Raw genomic sequence first — 17,684 nt, 5'->3', positions numbered from 1 at the left:
TCCGGGCGCTCGGCTACCTCCGGGTCCAGGTTGTTCATCAACATGCGCAACGGCGCTTCGGTCTGCCAGCTCTTGGCCGTCAGCTCGGTGCCGCGCGCGGCCTTGACCGGACGAGCTCCGGTAGTGAAATCGGCGGGTGCCATGATGACTCCTTCGTCTCTGGAGGTTGCTAGGTGGAAGTTCCTTCTGTATCCAGTAGAGCCCCTCCGCAAGGGTCTTGGAATGGCTTTATGGAGGGTGCTGTCCGGAATACCAGACTCAACTGGCTAGCATTTGATGTCGTTATGAGGGCCCAAAACGACAACTACTGCGGGGCCCACGCCGCCAGGGTTCCCTTGCCGAGCGAAGCGAGGTTAGGGAGGCGGTGGGGACTAGTTGGGTGGGGAGGGTTAGGAGGGACGCCCGTGGATGCGGATCGAGAGTTCGTCCGCTGTTTTCTGGATGCGGGCGGCCAGTGCGGGCCATTCCTCAACCGGCACCCGGTCCTCGAGGAATGTCACGGCGACTGCCGCCGTCGGCCATCCCAAATGGTCGGTGACGGCGGCGGCCACCGAACCGAAGCCGGGCGTGACTTCGCCGTGTTCGGTGGCGTAGCCGCGCTGCCTGACCTGGTCCAAATGCGAGGACAAGGCCGAGTACTTCATGATGGGCGATTCCATCTCGTGCCGGGCAGTAAAGGCGGCAGCATTCGGGTACAGGGCCCTGACCTGCGATTTCGGCAGTGCGGCCAGGATCGCGCGCCCGCTGGCCGTGAGGTGGCTGGGAAGCCGGACCCCGACGTCGGTCACGAGGGACGGGCGGTTCTTGGCCCGCTCCTCCACGATGTAGAGCACATCGCGGCCGTGCAGGACGGCCAAGTGGGCGCTCTCGCCGATCGCATCCACCAGGGCGGCAAGCATGGGGCGGCCGAGCCGCGACAAAGGCTCTTGCCGCGAGTACGCCGAACTGAGTTCAAAGGCGCTGATACCCAGCCCGTAGCGCTGCTCCTCATGAAGGTGGAGGACGAAACCGTTGGCCTCCATGACGCCAAGCAGGTGGTAGACACTGGACCGGGGAAGGCCAAGCGCCGTGGCGATGTTTGACGCGGCCATCGGGCCACGCCGGGAAGCGAGCAACTTCAGGATACGCAGGGTGTTCTCGGCGGCCGGGACTTTGGAAGCGGCCCGGCCTTGGGTGGACGGCTGTATGGTCATGGCTCCTCTTCGAGTGCACGGTAATGCCCGGCCTGCCCCTCCGCCACAAAGACGGCAAGGTGGGTGTCCGGGATCCCGTACTTAAGCGTGCGCCCCATGGAGCGGATCTAAAAGCCAATCAGAACATTAAGGTGTCTGGAATACCAGACATTTGCCCACGAGGCAATCGCTCCGCGGCGCAGCGTCTGAGAACCGAGACAACGATGCGCCGTGAGACCCATCACAGGACGCTCCGAAATGGTCTGCTGGTTAACAGTCCCCCTCCCAATGACGAGAAGGTATTCGCATGCAGCAAGCCCCAACAGCCGTCAGGACGCCGGCCGCCAAAGTCGTCGAAGGCGTCGAAGGCGCGGTAACCACCGTTCTCAGCCGTGGCCTCAATGTCCGCCACATCCGCTTCATGGCCCTCGGTTCGGCCATCGGAACAGGTCTCTTCTACGGTTCTGCGTCTGCGATCCAAAAGGCCGGCCCGTCGGTTCTCTTCGCATATATGATCGGTGGCGCCGCCGTCTTCATGGTGATGCGGGCCCTCGGCGAGATGGCCGTCCGCCACCCCGTCTCCGGCTCGTTCGGCCAGTACGCCAGCCGCTACCTCGGACCGCTGGCAGGATTCATCACCGGGTGGACCTATGTCTTTGAAATGGCCATCGTGGCGATCGCGGACGTGACGGCATTCAGTATCTACATGGGCTTCTGGTTCCCGCAGGTGGACCGATGGATCTGGGTCCTCGCGATCATCCTCCTCCTTGGCGCCATGAACCTCCTGAGCGTCAAGGTCTTCGGGGAACTCGAGTTTTGGTTCTCGCTCATCAAGGTGGTGGCCATCATCGCCATGATTGCGGGCGGCGCTGCGATCATCGTGTTCGGCTTCCACTCCGGCAACGGCGGCGCGGCACCGGGGCTGGGGAACCTCGTTGACCACGGCGGCATGTTCCCGAACGGTTTCGGCGGACTCCTGGCCTCGTTCGCCGTCGTGATGTTCGCCTTCGGCGGGATCGAAACGATCGGCATCACGGCAGGCGAAGCCGCCGACCCCAAGAAGGTCATTCCGCAGGCCGTCAATACCGTCCCGGTGCGCGTACTGCTGTTCTACGTCCTGACCCTCGGTGTGCTCATGAGCCTGTTCCCCTGGAACGAAATCGGGAACAACGGCAGCCCGTTTGTGCAGATCTTCAGCGGCCTCGGCATCCCCGCCGCGCCCCACATCCTCAATGCCGTGGTCATCACCTCGGCACTGTCAGCCATCAATAGCGACATCTTCGGCGCCGGACGCATCCTCTTCGGGCTCTCCCAGCAAGGACATGCCCCGAAGAGTTTCGGCAAGATCTCAAGGCACGGCGTTCCGTGGATGACCGTGGTCCTCATGGGCGGAATCCTGCTGGTGGGCGTGGTGCTCAACGCGGTAATCCCCGAGGACGTGTTCCTGGTGATCGCTTCGATCGCCACTTTCGCGACGGTGTGGGTGTGGGTCATGATCCTCGCCTCGCATGTCGCCATGAAGCGGGAGATCAAGCGCAAGGGACTCCCGGCGTCGGAATTCGCGTCGCCGTGGTGGCCCGCGGCGTCCGTGTTGACCATCGCGTTCATGGCCCTGGTGATCGTCATCCTTGGCGTCTTCGAGGACACCCGCGTGGCCTTGTATGTAGGCGCGGTGTGGCTCGGGCTGCTGGTACTGGCCTACAAGCTGTGGGTTCGCGGGGGCGGCCGGGTGCGCGCCGACCTGGTCGACGAGACGTCCTCTATTCCCGTGGTCGCCCAGTACGCCGAGCGTCCCTGACGAGGACGACGACGGCGGCCCGCCACTAACCATCGACCGTCACCGCAGGCAAGCGCTATCATCAGGAATGGTTCCGTTCACCAACCTCCTGGCGTTCGCGCTGGCCGCACTGGTCCTCATCGCAGTCCCCGGTCCAAGCGTTCTTTTTGTGATCGGGCGTTCCCTCGCCCTCGGCCGCAAAGGCGGGCTCCTCAGCGTGCTCGGGAACGCCCTTGGCATGGTTCCGCAGATCATCGCTGTGGCTCTGGGGCTCGGTGCGGTCCTGGCGCAGTCGATCGTGCTGTTCACCATCATCAAGTTCGCCGGCGCAGCGTATTTGGTCTACCTCGGGGTGCAGGCGATCCGTCACCGTGGCGGGCGTTCGACGGCGGCCGGGCCGGCTCCGTCGCGGTCCATGTGGCGGCTGATCCGCGAGGGCTTTATCGTCGGTGCGAGCAACCCGAAGTCGATCGTGTTCTTCGTGGCCGTGCTGCCCCAATTCGTCGGATATTCGAGCGGCAGCATTCCCCTTCAGCTCGCCGAGCTGGGGGCCGTTTTCCTGGTGATCGCGCTGATATCCGACAGCATCTGGGCCCTTGCCGCGGGAACGGCACGCCATTGGTTTGCCCGCTCCCCGCGCCGGATCTCCACCTTGGGAGCAACGGGCGGGGTCATGATGATCGGGCTGGGCGGAACCCTGGCGCTCACAGGCGCCAAGTCCTAGCGGGCTGGGAGCCCGGGAGCAATCGCCGAATCAGCCGGCCGGAAGCCAATCCACGTGCGAATCCGAGTCGTAGACCCGGCAAACCCGCACGCTGTCCTGGGCAGGACCATCAACAAGTTTGGTGGTGATCTTCATGAGGATGTCGTATGACGCCAAACCGGAGGCCGCGGTTGACTCCACCGGGTTCCCGGAGAAGGCAATCGAGACAACCGTGAATGGCCGCGGAACCACTGTTCCGGTCACTATTCCGGAGTTGGCAGCGTCGCTTTGAAGCCGGGCGGTGCAGCTGTCCTTGATGCGTTGGATCCCGGCCGTGTCAAGGCCCGGTGCCACAGGGGCCGGAGCAGGGGCCGCAGGGGCAGGAGCAGGAGCGGCGGGAGCCGGTGCCGGTGCGACCGGGTTATCGGGCTTGGCACTGCTCGCCGGGGCGGAGACCGGGGCCTGGCTTGAAGGCGCAGCGCTGGGTGATGTTGCCCCGGCCGAGGCGTGAGCGGCTGTCGCTGACGCCGTGGCTTTCGGCGTCGCGGTCGGCATCTTGGTTTTACCAGGCGCAGAGGCCGCCGCGCTGATGGTAGTCGACGGCGCGGCGCCGGCAATTGAGTTTGATGATGTCTGCGTGGCGTTGAGGGTGATCGCACCTGCCAGCCCGACCGCCACCACGCCCGCAACCACGATTCCTGCTTTTGCAGCTCGCCTCATTGTTCCCCCTCCCAGACCTGACGGAACATTTGCTTTGAGCGTAGGGACTGTTCAACCGGGCTGGCGCGCGTGGCCCCTACCCGTCTTTTGCCCTGACTACTCGGGCGACCACTTGCTTGCCTTGGGACGTGATCCGAGTAGTGCGCCAAGTGACGTGAGTGGCCCATGTGGCATAACGGGTGCAAGTCACTCATGTGTCTCGTGTGGCCCGCGACTACCCTTGGCACCAGCAACTGCAAGGAAGTGGTTCTGATGTTTGATCCCACATCGAGGTACATCGTTCAGATGCGGGTGCGCCGGGTCTTCGCGCCGGCCAGAACACTACGCCGGATATTTTCCCGGGCAGCCAAGCAGGCCAAAACGACTACGTCCCCGTTCAAGGTGGGCGACTACTTGGCTGGAGACGATCCCTTCAACGGGTCCCAGGAAGGCGTGGTGGCCGTCATCAAAGGCTCAACGATTGGCTTGCGAACCGTCGTGCCAACGGGTGGCACGGTGGTCTACTACGACTACCGCCAGTTGAGGAGGCCGTGGTGAACATGGCTGCAGCAGACATTCCAGCCAACCGGTTCATGACAATCGCCGAGGTTGCCCAGGCACTGCGGGTGTCCAGGATGACCGTCTACCGCCTCGTGAACTCGCACGCAATCCACGCCGTGCGGTTCGGGCGGTCCTACCGTGTTCCGGAATCGGCCGTGGAATCCTACATCGAGCATTCCGCCGTGGACGAGGCCGGGCCTACGGTAAACGAGGAGCAGTAAGGGTATTCGGTCCAACGGATTCGCGCTCCACCGGAGGGCATTCAAGCTTTACCACCGGGCTGCCCGCCGCTTCGTCGACGCCGAGGAGCAGGCGCACGCCCGCGGCGCCGAGCTCGTAGTGCGGCAGCGCAACCGTGGATAGTGGTGGCCGCATGTGTGCGGCAATGACTTCCTGGTTGTCGAACCCGACGACGGCCATGTCTTCGGGAATGGACAACCCTCGCTGCTTCAGCCCGTCGTAGAGACCCATGGCCATACGGTCGTTGTAGCAGAAGACTGCCGTGACGTCCCGCTTGAGCAGTTCCTCGACTGCTCCGTAGCCGCCTTCCTGGTCAGGATACGCGTCGAACACGAGGTGTGGATCGAAAGCGATTCCTGCAGACTCGAGCGCTTCCCGGTAGCCCTGGAGGCGTCCGTCCTTCGCAGGGGCAGGAATCGTCGCGTTGATGAAGGCGATCCGTCGGTGCCCCTTGCGCACGAGGATTTCCGTGGCTTCCCGTCCGCCATGGACTTCATCCGGGACCACCGCCAAGGCGTCGGAGTCCGGGGAGAAGCAGTTCACCAGCACGAAGTCGGTCTCTTGCAACGCAGCGGGGATCTCGGTTGGGCGGTGGAACCAGGTGGAGTAAAGGATGCCGCGAACCTTGTGCTCGAGCATCATCGAGATGGCGTCTTTTTCCACGGGCTCGTCGCCCTCGGTATTGGCGACCAACAGAACGAATCCGTGCTTCCAAGCTTCGTCCTGGGCGCCATGGATGATTTGCCCTGCGAAGGGAGTCGTGGCGATCGCGTCAGCGACGAGGCCAATGAACCGTGAACTGCCGCTCACGAGGTTCTTCGCGAGGGCGTTTGGGCGGTATCCCAGTTCACGGATGGTTTCCAAGACGCGTTTGCGGGTCGCGGCGCCGATCCTGGCGTCTTTCTTGTTGTTGATCACGAGGGAAACCGTGGCAACGGAGACTCCAGCCCCTTCCGCTACCTCCCGCATCGTCACCGGATGACTCGTCCTCGGAGTCGTCGGTGGATGCGAGGGGTTCACCTCGGGTTCTTTCAAGCTTTTTTCAGACGTCATTGGCCCTCCTCTCACAGTCTATCCAGTGGCCGCTTTCTCACCCCTTCGTCGCCCCGCTCTCGAGGCCCTGGATCATCGCCTTGTTGAGGACGAGGAACACGAGCAGCAAAGGCGTGATGGTGATGCAGACGGCGGCGAATGTCGCGGTCCAGTCGACCTTGCCCATTGCTCCGATGTAGTTCTGCAGCCCCAGCGGGATCGTCTTGAGCCCTTCGGAAAGCACGAACGTGTTCGCGAAGATGAAGTCATTCCAGATGAAGATGCTGTTCACCAGGACCACCGTCACTACCGTGTTGGTCGAGAGCGGAAGGGTGATCAGCCCGAAGATCCGGTACGGGCCGGCGCCGTCCAACGAGGCTGCCTCATAAGTCTCCCGGGGAATGTATTCAAAGAACGATGAGAAGAGGTAGATCGACATGGGAAGGGCGAACCCCGCCAAGGGAATGATCATCGATTGGTAGGTGTCCAGCAGGTTCACGGACGAATAGTCGATGAACAGCGGCACAAGCGCGATCTGCACCGGCACGATGATGCCGATCAGGAAGAGGCCACGGACGAATTTGCTGAAGCGGAATCCGAGGACCTGCAACGCATAGGCCGCCATCATCCCCAGCAGGACGATCAGGAGGTTGGCACCCATCGTGACGATGAAACTGTTCAGGATGTTCTGGCCGAGGTTGCCTGTCTGGAACGCACGAACGTAGTTGTCGAAGCTTATGGAGCTCGGCAGCGCGAAGGGATCACCGGTGGCGAAGTCGTGCTCGTTGCGCAGGCTCGTGAGGAACAGCCAGGCGAGGGGATAGACCTGCACCACGACGATGAGGACGATCAGCGCCCTCGACAAGCTTCGGAAGACGTTTGGCTTACGCCGCCGACGTTGGGGCGCCGGCGTGCTTGGCGGGGCGGGGATCGGCCGGGTAACGGGGGCTGTTTGCGCGGTCATGCGTCAGCCTTTCGTTTGAGCATGAGCAAGATGAACCCGACGGCGACGAGGCACTCCACCACGATGAACACCGAGATGGTGCTGGCGTAGCCGAAGTCGGTGCTGGTGAACGCGGTTTTGTACATGTACGTCGTCAGGAGCTCCGAGGACTGGCCGGGACCGCCGTTGGTCATGAGGTAAGGGATATCGAATCCGCGCAGGCCGTAGGTCGTGGCCATGATGGTGGTGGTGATCCACACGGGCCGGATGTGCGGGAACCTGATTTTGGTGAACAGCTGCCATCGATTGGCGCCGTCCAGGCGTGCCGCCTCTTCAAGTTCCTGCGGGACGGCGAGCAGCGCCGCATAGATGATGAGCATGTAGAGTCCCGTGAACCGCCAGCCTTCGGGTGCTGAAACCGCCGCGAGGACAGTATTGACGTCGGAAAGCCAGGGACGTTCGAGGGCGCCGAGACCGATCCAGCCGAGGACCTGGTTGAGAAGCCCCACCGGGTCGATCGAATAGATGCGTACGAAGAGGAAGGCGATGGCTACCGTCGAGATCACCGCAGGCAGGAGATACAGGGTTTTGACGAGTTCGCGGCCCCTTCGCAGCGAGGTCAGGAGGCTGGCGACGAACAACGCGCCGCCCAACTGGAGGACGAGGCAGATGGCGAGGTAGCCGAGGGCGTTGAAGAAGGAACGCCAGAAAACGCCGTCACCAGTGAGCATGTGCACGTAGTTCGCGAAGCCCACGAACTCCATGTCACTGATGCCGTTCCAGGAGAAGAAGCTGAGGAACAGCGACTGCAGGATCGGAAACAGCACGGCGACGCCGTAGAGAAGCAGCGGCGGGAGCAGGAAGACCAGGACTGAGAGTCGTGATCGATTGGGAAGCATGGGAGGGCCTTTCGGGTGGGGGGCCTGAGCCCCCCACCGCTGCGTGTTATTTGAAGAACTTAGGAGCGTTCTGTGCGATGGTGCTATCCATCGTGCTGGTGAACTCGGCCGGCTTGACGTTGCCCTGGGCCAAGAGCACGAGCTCTTGCTGCAGCCTGCTGTTGGTGGTCGGATCAAGCTGCGTGTCCCAAGGCATCGCGAGCTTCGATCCGAGATCCTTCGCCTGGTCGATTGCCTTCTTGTACAGCGGCGTGGCGTTGGCAGGAATCGTCGTCTGGACATTCGTGGTCGGCGAGAGGGCGCCCGTGGCCGCATATTCCGAGGGGTACTTGGCAAGTGCGAACTTCAGGAAGTCGCTCACGAGCGGGTCGAAGGTCTTCGAGTTGACCGCCATGCCGATCCCGGAGGTTGCCACGTACTCATTTGCGGCCGTTGCGGAGCTCGGCGTGGCCGGAAGCGTGAAGTAGTCGACGTCGTTACGCACCGTTGGGTTCAGCTTGTCGGTCGCGAGGCTGGACAGTTCCCAGGTGCCGATGTTGTACATGGCGGCCTTGCCGGAGGTGAACAGGTTCTGGGCGTCGGAGTAACCCTGGGACGAGAAGCCGTCCTGGAAGCAACCGGCTCCTCCGAGCTGGCTTATCCAGTTGACTGTCTTCTGGCCGGTGGCGTCGCTGAACTTCGCGTCACCCTTCTTGAGCTTCTGCACGAAGTCGGGTCCGGCGTCGCGGAAGGGCTGGTAGGAGACATAGCGCTCAAGCGGCCACTGGTCCTGGCCGTCAAGGGCGAGGGGCGTGATCCCGGCCTTGCGCAGGGCGGTGCACATCGCGGGGATGTCGTCGAGTGACTTCGGCACTGATACTCCAGCCTGCTGGAAGAGAGCCTTGTTGTACCAAAAGTACTCGAGCTCGAACTGGAACGGGATCATGTAGAGGGATCCGTCGTCGAAGCGTTGGTAATTCAGTGCGTTCGTCCGGTACGTGTCGTAGACACCGAGGTCCTTGAGCAGCTTCTCGGCATCGACCATCTTGCCTTGCTTGGCGAGTTGCTGGGCGAAGGGGGTCGCGTCCGTGTCGAACAGCTCGGGAAGCTTGTTCGCGGCGGCGAGGGTTTCGTACTTCTGGATGTACGAGGGCCGGTCGGGGGTCGTGATCAGGTTGAGGGAAAAGCCGGGATGGTTCTGGGCGTATTCATCAGCGATCTTTTTCATGATGTTGATGACCGCCCCGTCAGCCGGCCGGGACAGAAGCCACGAGATTTGCCGTGGTTTGATGTCTCCAGTTGGGTTGACGTTGGAGGCGCTGCCGGCACCTCCACCGCCGCAGGCGGAGAGGGCGAGGGCTGCGGCCGCTGCTACAGCGGCCGTTCGCATGAGTTTCTTCATGGGGGGACAATCTCCTTTGATTTGAACGGAGGCCTGGCGCTGGGTATTTAGTTGTCTGTGCGCTTACGTATCTCAAGTTCAGTGAGAGTGGTGGTGCCTTCACCGGCGAAAACGCCGATCCGGCCGTCCGGTAGCCCGTAGATCCGGGCGCTTAGGGCGACCTGCCGGTCGACGACGGCGACGCAAAGGTCCCCGTCAACGACAAGTTCGAGGATGTGCTCTCCGGGGACGAGCTCGCAGGGGCGTTCCAGCTCGATCTCGAAGGGGACATCCCCCGAGACGTGCCATTGTGCGTCGCCGGTTATTTCGCGGGGCCATCGGTCAAACACCATGCGTCCGCGCTTCGGTTCCAGGCGGATGATGTAGGACTCATCCCCGTCCGCGCTTGAGCGGAGCAGCAAGCCGCATTCGGTGGTATCGGGTTCTATCTGCAGCACCGCCCGGGCGTAGAACTGCTGCGGGAGGACCTCGTCGGACACAATCGCCGTGTACCCGTCGGGAGAATGCAGCGCCGCAGGAAGATCGCTGCCGAGGCTTACCGGGATGTCGTCCCAGAAGCTGTCGACAAGTTCGTCGGCGAGGGAAAAGGCGAGGGTGCCGTCGTCGTTCTGCCGGGCCTCGAGGACGGACATCGTTCCCGCCCACTGCCAGGCGCCGTCGTCGTGGTTTTCCGCTTTGCTGGCGATCCAGCCGAAGAAGAACCGGCGGCCATCCCGCTCGGCCGTCTTCGAGGCATAGAAGGCGCGGCCGTCAACGGTGTCCCGCGCCGGCACGATCCAGGGCCCGTCGGGACTCTTCGCCATGCGGTAGCGGGTGGTGAACGACTCGGAGAATTCCGAATAGACCAGGTACCACCAGTCGCCCCAAGCGAAAACGTCGGGGCATTCGTGCGTGATGTAGCGGCGCGGATCCCAGAACGGCTCAGTGTGCTCCCAGCTCATCAAGTCCGCGGACACGCATTGGGCGATCACTCCGCGACGGCGGTCCGGACCGTCCGCGTGCCGTGCGGCCAGCAGCATCCGCCACAAACCGCTTGCCTCGTCCTTGAAGACGAACGGATCGCGCCAGTCGCCGGATTCGTAGCCGACCGGGGCGCCGAAGGTCAGTTCCGGATGCTTGACCCACGTCAGCATTCCGTCCGTGCTCGTGGCGTGCATGACGAGTTGCAGCGGGGCCCCGTCGGAGCCGAGGTGCCGGGGATTCTGTCCCGTATAGAACAGGTGGTGAATTCCGGACTCGTCGCACACCACACTGCCGGTGTAGGCATTGAAGTCTGCCTCGACCTCCCTGCCATGATGCAGCGACACTCCATGGTCCTCGAACCGCGTGAGGTCCTTGGTGGTCACGAGGTTCCAGGATGTTCCCGGCTTCGGGTCCTTCCGCACCTCGTGCAGATAGAAAAGCCAAAACTCCCCGTCTTTCTGGAACGGGATCACGTCTCCGACCCATCCATCGGTGGGTTGGAAGAAGACTGAGTAAGTCATCGGCGTTGATGTCCATTTCTGCTAAAGCGTTTGATCACTGCAAGCGTAACCGAGGTCACACTTTTGATCAAGCGTTTAAGCAGATTGTTTTAAGGGCTTATCCCAGGGGTGCAGGATCGGCTCAGCGCTGCGCGAGTCAGCGCGCGACGGCGGTCAGGAAGTTGCGCAGACCGCGCGGTTCCGTCCAAGGGACTTGGCCTGGTAGAGGGCTTTGTCGGCGGCCGCGATCATGGGGGCCACCTCAGCGTTGGCGAGGGTGCTCGGGGCGATCCCATAACTCACCGTGGGGAAGGTGACGCCGTCCGGTGGTTCTGCCGAGGCCAAACGGCGGCTGATTTCGTTGGCAATGATTTCTGAGCTCTCCAGGTCGGCCCCTGGAAGCAGGATGGTGAATTCCTCTCCGCCATACCTCCCGACAAGGTCTGTGTGGCGGACTGAAGCCTGGCACGCGGCGGCGAAGGCCTGGATGGCGGTGTCGCCCGCCGCGTGGCCATGGCTGTCGTTGAGGGCCTTGAAATGGTCAAGGTCGGCGAGGATCAAGGTGGAGATCGACCCCGCAGAGTGCAGCCTGCTGATTTCCTGGGTTGCCAGCTCCATGAAGGCGGTGCGGTTGAGGAGCCCCGTCAGGCCGTCCCGGGTGGCGCGTTCGTTGAGCCCGTTGATGAGCTGCTCGTTGCTCAGCGCAGTCATGCTGAAGGACACGGTGACCAGAAGCACGATAGTGACCACGCTGGTGGTTGCGGAGCTGAGATAGGTGCCGAAATCCGGGCCGTCGGGTCCTTCCAGAACGTAGGCGATCCCCCGGCAGAGGAAGAAGGACGCCAGTACCCCTGCGGCGAGCGCCAAGGAGCGGTGGGCGTGTGAAACGCTGGGCTTCAACCGCCAGAGTTCCACTGTTGCCAGACCCATGCCCAAGGACATCATGGCCAAATACACCAGGCCACCGGACCAAGCGTTGGTGGCTGGATTCTCCAGCGAGGCGGCCACAGCGGTGGCAGCGGGCCCGGTGAGGAGCTGCCATCGCGGCGTCGGAAGCAAGCGCAGGGAACGCGAGCCCGCCCACACGCTGAATGCCCCTGCCACCAGCAAAGCGTTGCCGAGGGGACCCGCCCAGATTTGCTGGGATGTCCCGGTGAGCAGGTACGCCATGTTGCCCGAGAGCAAGAAAACGAGGGCGAGGCACCACCAGCCGCTGTACGCGGAGCGGGTCCGGCGGAACGATCCGAAAAACAGCAGGCAGAGCGTAGACGCGACAATGCCCAGAGCTATCTTCAAGCTGACCGGATCGAGACCCATATTCGCTCCCCTCGTGCGCACCAGCCTACGACATCGAGGGGGTTAGTTAGCGGGCGGACCAGCCCCCGTCCATCGTGTAGCTGGCGCCGGTGACCATGCCGGCGTCGTCGGACGCTATCCACGCTGCCAGCGACGCGACTTCCTCGGGCTCCACGAGGCGCTTCACCGCGGACTCCGTCAGCATGACCTTCGCCAGGACCTCGGATTCAGGGATGCCGTGCAGCAGAGCCTGGTCCGCGATCTGCTTCTGAACGAGGGGCGTACGCACGTACCCCGGATTGATGCAGTTGGACGTGACCCCGCGCTGGCCGCCCTCGAGGGCCGTCACCTTGCTGAGCCCCTCTAGCCCGTGCTTGGCCGAGACATACGCGCTCTTGAACTCCGACGCCCGCAGCCCGTGGACCGAAGAAATGTTGATGATCCGGCCGAATCCGTTGGCGTACATGTGCGGGAGTGCGGCCCGGATGAGCAGGAAAGGGGCCTCGAGCATGAGGGCCAGGATGCGGCGGAAGTCTGCCGGCTCGAACTCCTCGATGGGAGCGACCTTCTGGATGCCGGCATTGTTGATGAGGATGTCGCAATCCAGGCTGAGTCCGGCGAGCGCCTCGGTGTCGAGCAAGTCGACGGCCCAGGCGGTACCGCCCAGCTTGTCGGCGAGCTCCGCGGCTCCGGCGGCATCGACGTCGGCCACTACAACCTTCGCGCCCCGCGCGGCGAGGGCCGTGGCACATGCCGCCCCGATGCCGCCCGCCCCGCCGGTGACCAGGGCCTTGCGGCCCTCCAGGCTCATGCGCGGGCACCCATGGGGAGGCCGTGGCGAACGGCGTCGGCGTTGTCAACGTCTTCCAGCGCCACCCCGCGGGTCTCCTTGAGCGTCAAGACGACGACGGCGGTAATCGCGCAGGAGATCACCAGGTAGATTGCCGTGGGCATCCAGGATCCGGTGTCCTTGAGCCATTGGGTCGCCAGGAGCGGGGCCAGCGAACCGGCGAAGATCGAGGTGACCTGCGAGCCAAGGGAGACGCCCGAGTAGCGCATCCGGGTGGGGAAGAGCTCGGTCATGATGGCCGGCTGCCCTGCGTACATGAAGGCGTGCAGGCAGAGGCCGATGGTCACGGCGGCAACGATCACCACGGGATTCCTGGTGTCGAACATGGGGAAGGCGAAGAACGGCCAGGTGGCACCGCTTATGGCACCGATCAGGTAAACCGGCTTGCGCCCCCAAGTGTCTGCCAGCCGGCCGATCTGCGGGATGACGACGAAGTGGACAACGTGTGCGATCAGCAGGGCGAGCAGCAAGGACGAGGTGTCGTACTTGTCCACGCTCTTGAGGTACACGATGGAGAAGCTCACCACAAGGTAGTACATGATGTTCTCGGCGAGCCTCAGTCCCATGGCCTGCAAGATGCCCTTGGGGTACTTGCGGATGACTTCGCCGACGCCGTAGCTGATGGCTTGTTCCTTCTCCACCTGGGCCTTCGCCTCAAGGAAGATCGGGGCCTCGGTCACGTGGGTGCGGATGTAGTAGCCCACGAAGACGATCACGGCAGAGAGCCAGAAGGCCACACGCCATCCCCAGCCGAGGAAGGCCGCGCTGCTGAGGGTGGTGGACATGATGAACAGGACCAGCGTGGCGAGGAGGTTGCCGACAGGAACGGCGGCCTGCGGCCAGCTTGACCAGAATCCGCGGGACTCCTTGGGGCTGTGTTCCGCCACCAGCAGCACCGCGCCGCCCCATTCGCCGCCCAGCGCGAAGCCCTGGATGAAGCGGAGCGCCACGAGCATGGCCGGCGCCCAGTAACCGAGGTCCGCGAAGCCGGGGAGGCAGCCCATGAGGAAGGTGGACACGCCGACAATCACGATGGTGAGCTGCAGGGTGGGTTTGCGGCCGAGCTTGTCGCCGATCTGGCCGAAGACGATCCCGCCCAGGGGCCGGGCCACGAAGCCCACCGCGTACGTCAGGAACGCCTGGATGATGCCATCAAGGTCGTTGCCCGTGGGAGGGAAGAAGTACTTGCCGAAAACCAGCGTTGCGGCGGTGGCGTAGAGGAAGAATTCGTACCATTCCACCACGGTGCCCACCATCGAGGCGGCAACGATCTTCTTGAGGCCTGCGCCTTTTCCGGTGGCGGCGCCTGCTGCGGAGCGTTGTCCTACGCTCATGTCCATCTCCTTAGTGTCCACACTGACACGTGCTGTGATCCACAACACGAAATGCTCCAATGAGTATTGCCGCACATTACGGGTGCATCAATAGCCAAAATGGCACCAAGTGTGTGCAGAATTGCAGATATGAATCCGAATCCCGACGACCTCCTGGTCCTCCTCGCGGTATCGCGCTCAGGAAAGTTCACGACGGCGGCCCAAGCCTTGGGGCTGAACCACACCACCGTTTCCCGCAGGATCGCCGCGCTTGAGAAAGCGCTCGGCGGCAGGGTCCTCGCGCGGGCGGCAGGTGGCTGGGAAGTCACGGAGCTCGGCGCCGAAGCCGTGGGCGTGGCAGAGCGGATCGAAGCGGCGGTGGGCACGCTGGGACCGGAAGACCACACGCCGGACCCCATTGCCGGTGTCGTGCGCATGACCGCAACTGACGGTTTCAGCGCATACATTGCAGCGCCCGCCGTGGCGCGCTTGCGGCGATCGCATCCGGGCCTCACCGTGGAGATCATCACCGTGACCCGCCGTGCGCTCCAGCAGCGTTCCGGCCTGGATCTGGAGGTGGTGGTGGGCGAACCCCAGGTGCACCGGGCCGAGGCCGTGCGGCTGGGCGAGTACATGCTGGGAATGTATGCCTCGCGCGAGTACTTGGCTTTCCACGGAGTACCGGGCACCGTGGAAGAGCTGACGCGGCATCAGTTGGTCTATTTCGTGGACTCCATGCTGCAAGTGGACGATCTCGACGCCCCTCGCCGGCTGGTCCCGTCCATGCGCGACGGATTGAGCTCCACTAACGTGTTCGTCCACGTGGAGGCCACCCGCGCCGGGGCCGGTATCGGCTTCCTGCCGTGCTTCATGGCGGACCGGCACCCGGACCTGGTGCGGCTGCTGCCCGCCGATTTCGCGGAGCTGCTCCCCTATTGGATGGTCCTACGGCCCGACTCGATGCGCCGCCCCGCCGTTGCCGCCGTCGTGCATGCGCTGCAAGAGGAGACGGCCGCCCACCGCGAGCTGCTGCTGGCACGCCACTAAGGTTCCGACGCTCGCTCACATACAGGCCCTCCCCGGCCCACGCTCGCTCACATACAAGCCCTCCCCGGCAGACGCTCGCTCACATATACGCCCTGGTCAGGCGGCTGGACGCGGGTCGTGCCGGATCTGGGCGCCGACGGCGAATGCCCGGACCATGGCATCGTTCCAGATATGCGCGGGAACCGCCCCGCCGAGGAGCTTCCGGGCCAGTTGAGGGTCGTCGCCGAACGGCTCGTGGCTGCCGGCCATGATCATGTTTCCGTATCGCCGGCCCTTGAGCATCGCGGGGTCGGCGATGATCATGGTGTGCGCGAAAGTGTCTGCGATCGTCGCGGCGTCTTCGCGGGCGTTCTTGAGGTCCGGCGCGTCTCCGGAATTCACCACATAGAGCCCGCCCGGGGCCAGCACTTTCGACGCGTGATCGTTGAATTCTCGGGTTGTGAGCGCCCTCGGAGTGAAAGCCCCGGCAAAGACGTCCCGGATGATGAGGTCCCGGGTGTCCGGAGTGAGGCTTTCCGTGACTTCCCTCGCTTCGCCCACCCGGATTCGCAGCAACGGAGCCTTCGGTAGATCGAACCAGCCGCGCACGTATTCGGCCAGCTTGCCGTCCAGTTCCACTACCACTTGGCGCGCGTCCGGGTAGGCGGCATGGACGTACCGGGCCAGAGAACATGCTCCGCCGCCAAGATGCAAGGCACGAAGCTTCGGCCTGGACTCGGGGGGCCATTTTGATTCAACCAGCGCCGCAATCCAGCGCATGTACTCGAAGTCCAGGAACAACGGCTCTGCAACATCGATGTGCGAGCTCATGACGCCGTTGATCTTCAGGAGCCAGCCGTTGGAATTGTCGGGGTCGGCAACGAGTTCGCAGTCGCCGGTGTCGATGTAGTAAACGCCCTCCACGGGACCGTTCGGCTTCGTGCCCGCGGGCACCTCGATGACCCCGGCGGATTGCCCGGCGCCCCTGCCCTTGCCACGCTTCGCCACTACAGCCGCCCTCTTCCGGTCATGCTTCAACCATAATTGACGCCGCTGCCTAGCGGTCAGCCCCCGACGGCGGCACGCACCATCCGGCGGTCAGCCCCCGACGGCGGCACGCACCATCCGGATCTCCGGCAGTTCGTGCCATTCGGGCGGCAAGAGCTGGCGCGTACCATCGGCCCGGAAGCCGTTCTTGCGGTAGAAAGCCTGGGCCCGGGGGTTGTCTTCAAGCACCCAAAGAAAGGCGGCAGAGTTGCCGATCACGGCGTCGACCAATGCTTGCCCCACGCCCAAACCGTGCACGCGACGCAAGGTATAGATCACCTGCAGTTGCAGCTCGCAAGGCCGGTCCTCCTCCGGGGCCTCGCGGGCGAAGGCGATGCCCACCAAGGCGCCGTCGGAATCATGGGCGAGCATCGGCTTGTACGAACCAGCCAAAGCTTCCCGCTGCCTCTCGATCCGCGTGTTGATGGTGGCCTCACGGAAGTCGAAGAACTCCTCGGGCAAGAGGTGCCCGTAGCTTTCCCGCCAGGCAGCCAAGTGCATGCGTGTCAGGGGTTCAGCGTCGTCCACCGTTGCCGGGCGGAGGGTAAATTCCATCCGCCCAGCCTAGCGTCACACCACCCGGGCTATCGCGAAGCCGTCCCATCCCTTGGATCCAACTGTTTGGATTGCCGTTGCGTCGAGGCGCGGATCCTTGCCCATCATCTCAAGCGCCCCCACGATGCCAGGAGCGTTCACCTCGTCCATGGAAGGATCCAGGATTGCTCCCTCCCAGATGACGTTGTCCATCACGATCACAGTGCCCGGCCTCCCGAGCCTGATCGCCCAGTCCAGGTAGTTGGAATCGTTCTCCTTGTCGGCATCGATGAAGACAAAGTCGAATGGACCGTCCCGCGTGGGATCTTCGGCCAGCGCCGCAAGGGTCTCCAGCGCCGGGCCGATCCGGATGTCTACTTTGTGGCCGATGCCGGCCATGTCCACGTTCGCCCGGGCGATTTCAGCGTGTTTCGGGAGGTATTCGCACGTGACCAGGCGGCCGTCGTCGGGCAGTCCCTGGGCCATCCAGATCGCGCTGAAGCCAGCCAAGGTACCGATTTCCAGCACGCGCCGCGCCCCGGACAGCTGCACCAGCATCTTGAGCAGCTTGCCGGCGTTGGGCGCCACCTCGATGGGCGGCATCCCGGCGTCGAGGGCGGACTGCACCGCGTGTTTGAGCGCGGCGTTCGGGCGGACGACGGCGGTGGACAGGTATTCCTCGACGGCCACCCAGCCGGGCTGGGCCTTGTGTTCAAACATGGCCCCAGTCTGGCACCGGGCACGGGGC

Annotated in this window: 19 protein-coding genes; 5 read left to right on the top strand and 14 right to left on the bottom strand. The window is 63.6% G+C overall.

Going from position 1 to position 17,684, the window contains the following annotated elements; translation table 11 throughout:
* Nucleotides 1-143 (bottom strand): hypothetical protein (locus tag ACFVTG_RS20365; protein WP_390282682.1); only part of this gene is annotated, 143 nt, incomplete at its 3' end.
* Between the two features lie 246 nt (nt 144-389).
* The gene (locus tag ACFVTG_RS20360; protein ID WP_269994168.1) at nt 390-1,193 is read right to left on the bottom strand and encodes an IclR family transcriptional regulator; all 804 of its coding nucleotides are present in this window, start codon (nt 1,191-1,193) and stop codon (nt 390-392) included.
* Between the two features lie 286 nt (nt 1,194-1,479).
* On the opposite strand from ACFVTG_RS20360, the gene ACFVTG_RS20355 reads away from it, so the two are divergent.
* Both ACFVTG_RS20355 and ACFVTG_RS20350 read left to right on the top strand, forming a co-directional pair.
* On the top strand, nt 1,480-2,970 hold the full coding sequence (locus ACFVTG_RS20355; RefSeq protein WP_390282680.1) for an amino acid permease: 1,491 nt from the start codon (nt 1,480-1,482) through the stop codon (nt 2,968-2,970).
* Between the two features lie 67 nt (nt 2,971-3,037).
* Nucleotides 3,038-3,673: a LysE family translocator gene (locus tag ACFVTG_RS20350; RefSeq protein ID WP_390282679.1), complete on the top strand. Its 636-nt coding sequence runs from the start codon at nt 3,038-3,040 to the stop codon at nt 3,671-3,673.
* 30 nt (nt 3,674-3,703) lie between these two features.
* Here the strand turns inward: ACFVTG_RS20350 and ACFVTG_RS20345 are convergent, their stop codons facing one another.
* Complete coding sequence (locus ACFVTG_RS20345; RefSeq protein WP_390282678.1) at nt 3,704-4,372, bottom strand: hypothetical protein; 669 nt, start codon at nt 4,370-4,372, stop codon at nt 3,704-3,706.
* A gap of 252 nt (nt 4,373-4,624) precedes the next feature.
* On the opposite strand from ACFVTG_RS20345, the gene ACFVTG_RS20340 reads away from it, so the two are divergent.
* Both ACFVTG_RS20340 and ACFVTG_RS20335 read left to right on the top strand, forming a co-directional pair.
* Nucleotides 4,625-4,909: a hypothetical protein gene (locus tag ACFVTG_RS20340; protein ID WP_390282677.1), complete on the top strand. Its 285-nt coding sequence runs from the start codon at nt 4,625-4,627 to the stop codon at nt 4,907-4,909.
* A 2-nt stretch (nt 4,910-4,911) separates the two neighbouring features.
* The gene (locus ACFVTG_RS20335; RefSeq protein WP_390282676.1) at nt 4,912-5,133 is read left to right on the top strand and encodes a helix-turn-helix domain-containing protein; all 222 of its coding nucleotides are present in this window, start codon (nt 4,912-4,914) and stop codon (nt 5,131-5,133) included.
* On the opposite strand, the gene ACFVTG_RS20330 is transcribed toward ACFVTG_RS20335, so the two are convergent.
* The 8 genes from ACFVTG_RS20330 to ACFVTG_RS20295 form a co-directional block, all read right to left on the bottom strand.
* Complete coding sequence (locus ACFVTG_RS20330; protein WP_390282674.1) at nt 5,111-6,205, bottom strand: LacI family DNA-binding transcriptional regulator; 1,095 nt, start codon at nt 6,203-6,205, stop codon at nt 5,111-5,113. The two genes, ACFVTG_RS20335 and ACFVTG_RS20330, sit on opposite strands and share 23 nt — an antisense overlap.
* A 37-nt stretch (nt 6,206-6,242) precedes the next feature.
* Nucleotides 6,243-7,148 (bottom strand): carbohydrate ABC transporter permease, encoded by a 906-nt coding sequence (locus ACFVTG_RS20325; protein ID WP_390282672.1) that lies wholly within the window; start codon nt 7,146-7,148, stop codon nt 6,243-6,245.
* On the bottom strand, nt 7,145-8,026 hold the full coding sequence (locus ACFVTG_RS20320) for a sugar ABC transporter permease (protein WP_284754488.1): 882 nt from the start codon (nt 8,024-8,026) through the stop codon (nt 7,145-7,147). Before ACFVTG_RS20320 ends, ACFVTG_RS20325 begins: the two co-directional genes overlap by 4 nt.
* A gap of 46 nt (nt 8,027-8,072) precedes the next feature.
* The gene (locus ACFVTG_RS20315; protein ID WP_284754487.1) at nt 8,073-9,407 is read right to left on the bottom strand and encodes an extracellular solute-binding protein; all 1,335 of its coding nucleotides are present in this window, start codon (nt 9,405-9,407) and stop codon (nt 8,073-8,075) included.
* 47 nt (nt 9,408-9,454) lie between these two features.
* On the bottom strand, nt 9,455-10,891 hold the full coding sequence (locus ACFVTG_RS20310) for a glycoside hydrolase (RefSeq protein WP_390282669.1): 1,437 nt from the start codon (nt 10,889-10,891) through the stop codon (nt 9,455-9,457).
* 153 nt (nt 10,892-11,044) lie between these two features.
* Entirely contained in the window at nt 11,045-12,187 is a 1,143-nt protein-coding gene (locus tag ACFVTG_RS20305; protein ID WP_390282667.1) for a diguanylate cyclase, read from the bottom strand.
* Nucleotides 12,188-12,233: 46 nt separating this feature from the next.
* On the bottom strand, nt 12,234-12,977 hold the full coding sequence (locus ACFVTG_RS20300) for a 3-hydroxybutyrate dehydrogenase (protein WP_390282665.1): 744 nt from the start codon (nt 12,975-12,977) through the stop codon (nt 12,234-12,236).
* Nucleotides 12,974-14,350, bottom strand: coding sequence for an MFS transporter (locus ACFVTG_RS20295; protein WP_390282663.1), 1,377 nt, complete (start codon nt 14,348-14,350; stop codon nt 12,974-12,976). The genes ACFVTG_RS20300 and ACFVTG_RS20295 overlap by 4 nt, the downstream gene beginning before the upstream one ends.
* Before the next feature lie 129 nt (nt 14,351-14,479).
* Here ACFVTG_RS20295 and ACFVTG_RS20290 point away from each other — a divergent pair, with 129 nt between their 5' ends.
* The gene (locus tag ACFVTG_RS20290; RefSeq protein WP_390282661.1) at nt 14,480-15,376 is read left to right on the top strand and encodes a LysR family transcriptional regulator; all 897 of its coding nucleotides are present in this window, start codon (nt 14,480-14,482) and stop codon (nt 15,374-15,376) included.
* Between the two features lie 96 nt (nt 15,377-15,472).
* On the opposite strand, the gene ACFVTG_RS20285 is transcribed toward ACFVTG_RS20290, so the two are convergent.
* From ACFVTG_RS20285 to ACFVTG_RS20275, 3 genes are all read right to left on the bottom strand, one after another.
* Nucleotides 15,473-16,363, bottom strand: a complete 891-nt coding sequence (locus ACFVTG_RS20285) for a spermidine synthase (protein WP_390282659.1) — start codon at nt 16,361-16,363, stop codon at nt 15,473-15,475.
* A 90-nt stretch (nt 16,364-16,453) separates the two neighbouring features.
* Nucleotides 16,454-16,957, bottom strand: coding sequence for a GNAT family N-acetyltransferase (locus ACFVTG_RS20280; RefSeq protein WP_390282657.1), 504 nt, complete (start codon nt 16,955-16,957; stop codon nt 16,454-16,456).
* A 15-nt stretch (nt 16,958-16,972) separates the two neighbouring features.
* Complete coding sequence (locus ACFVTG_RS20275; protein ID WP_390282656.1) at nt 16,973-17,656, bottom strand: O-methyltransferase; 684 nt, start codon at nt 17,654-17,656, stop codon at nt 16,973-16,975.
* Between the last annotated feature and the right edge of the window lie 28 nt (nt 17,657-17,684).

Origin of the sequence: Arthrobacter sp. NPDC058127, assembly GCF_042884555.1 — a bacterium.
Lineage (GTDB): Bacteria > Actinomycetota > Actinomycetes > Actinomycetales > Micrococcaceae > Arthrobacter.
This window is presented reverse-complemented; position numbering and strand designations above follow the sequence as displayed.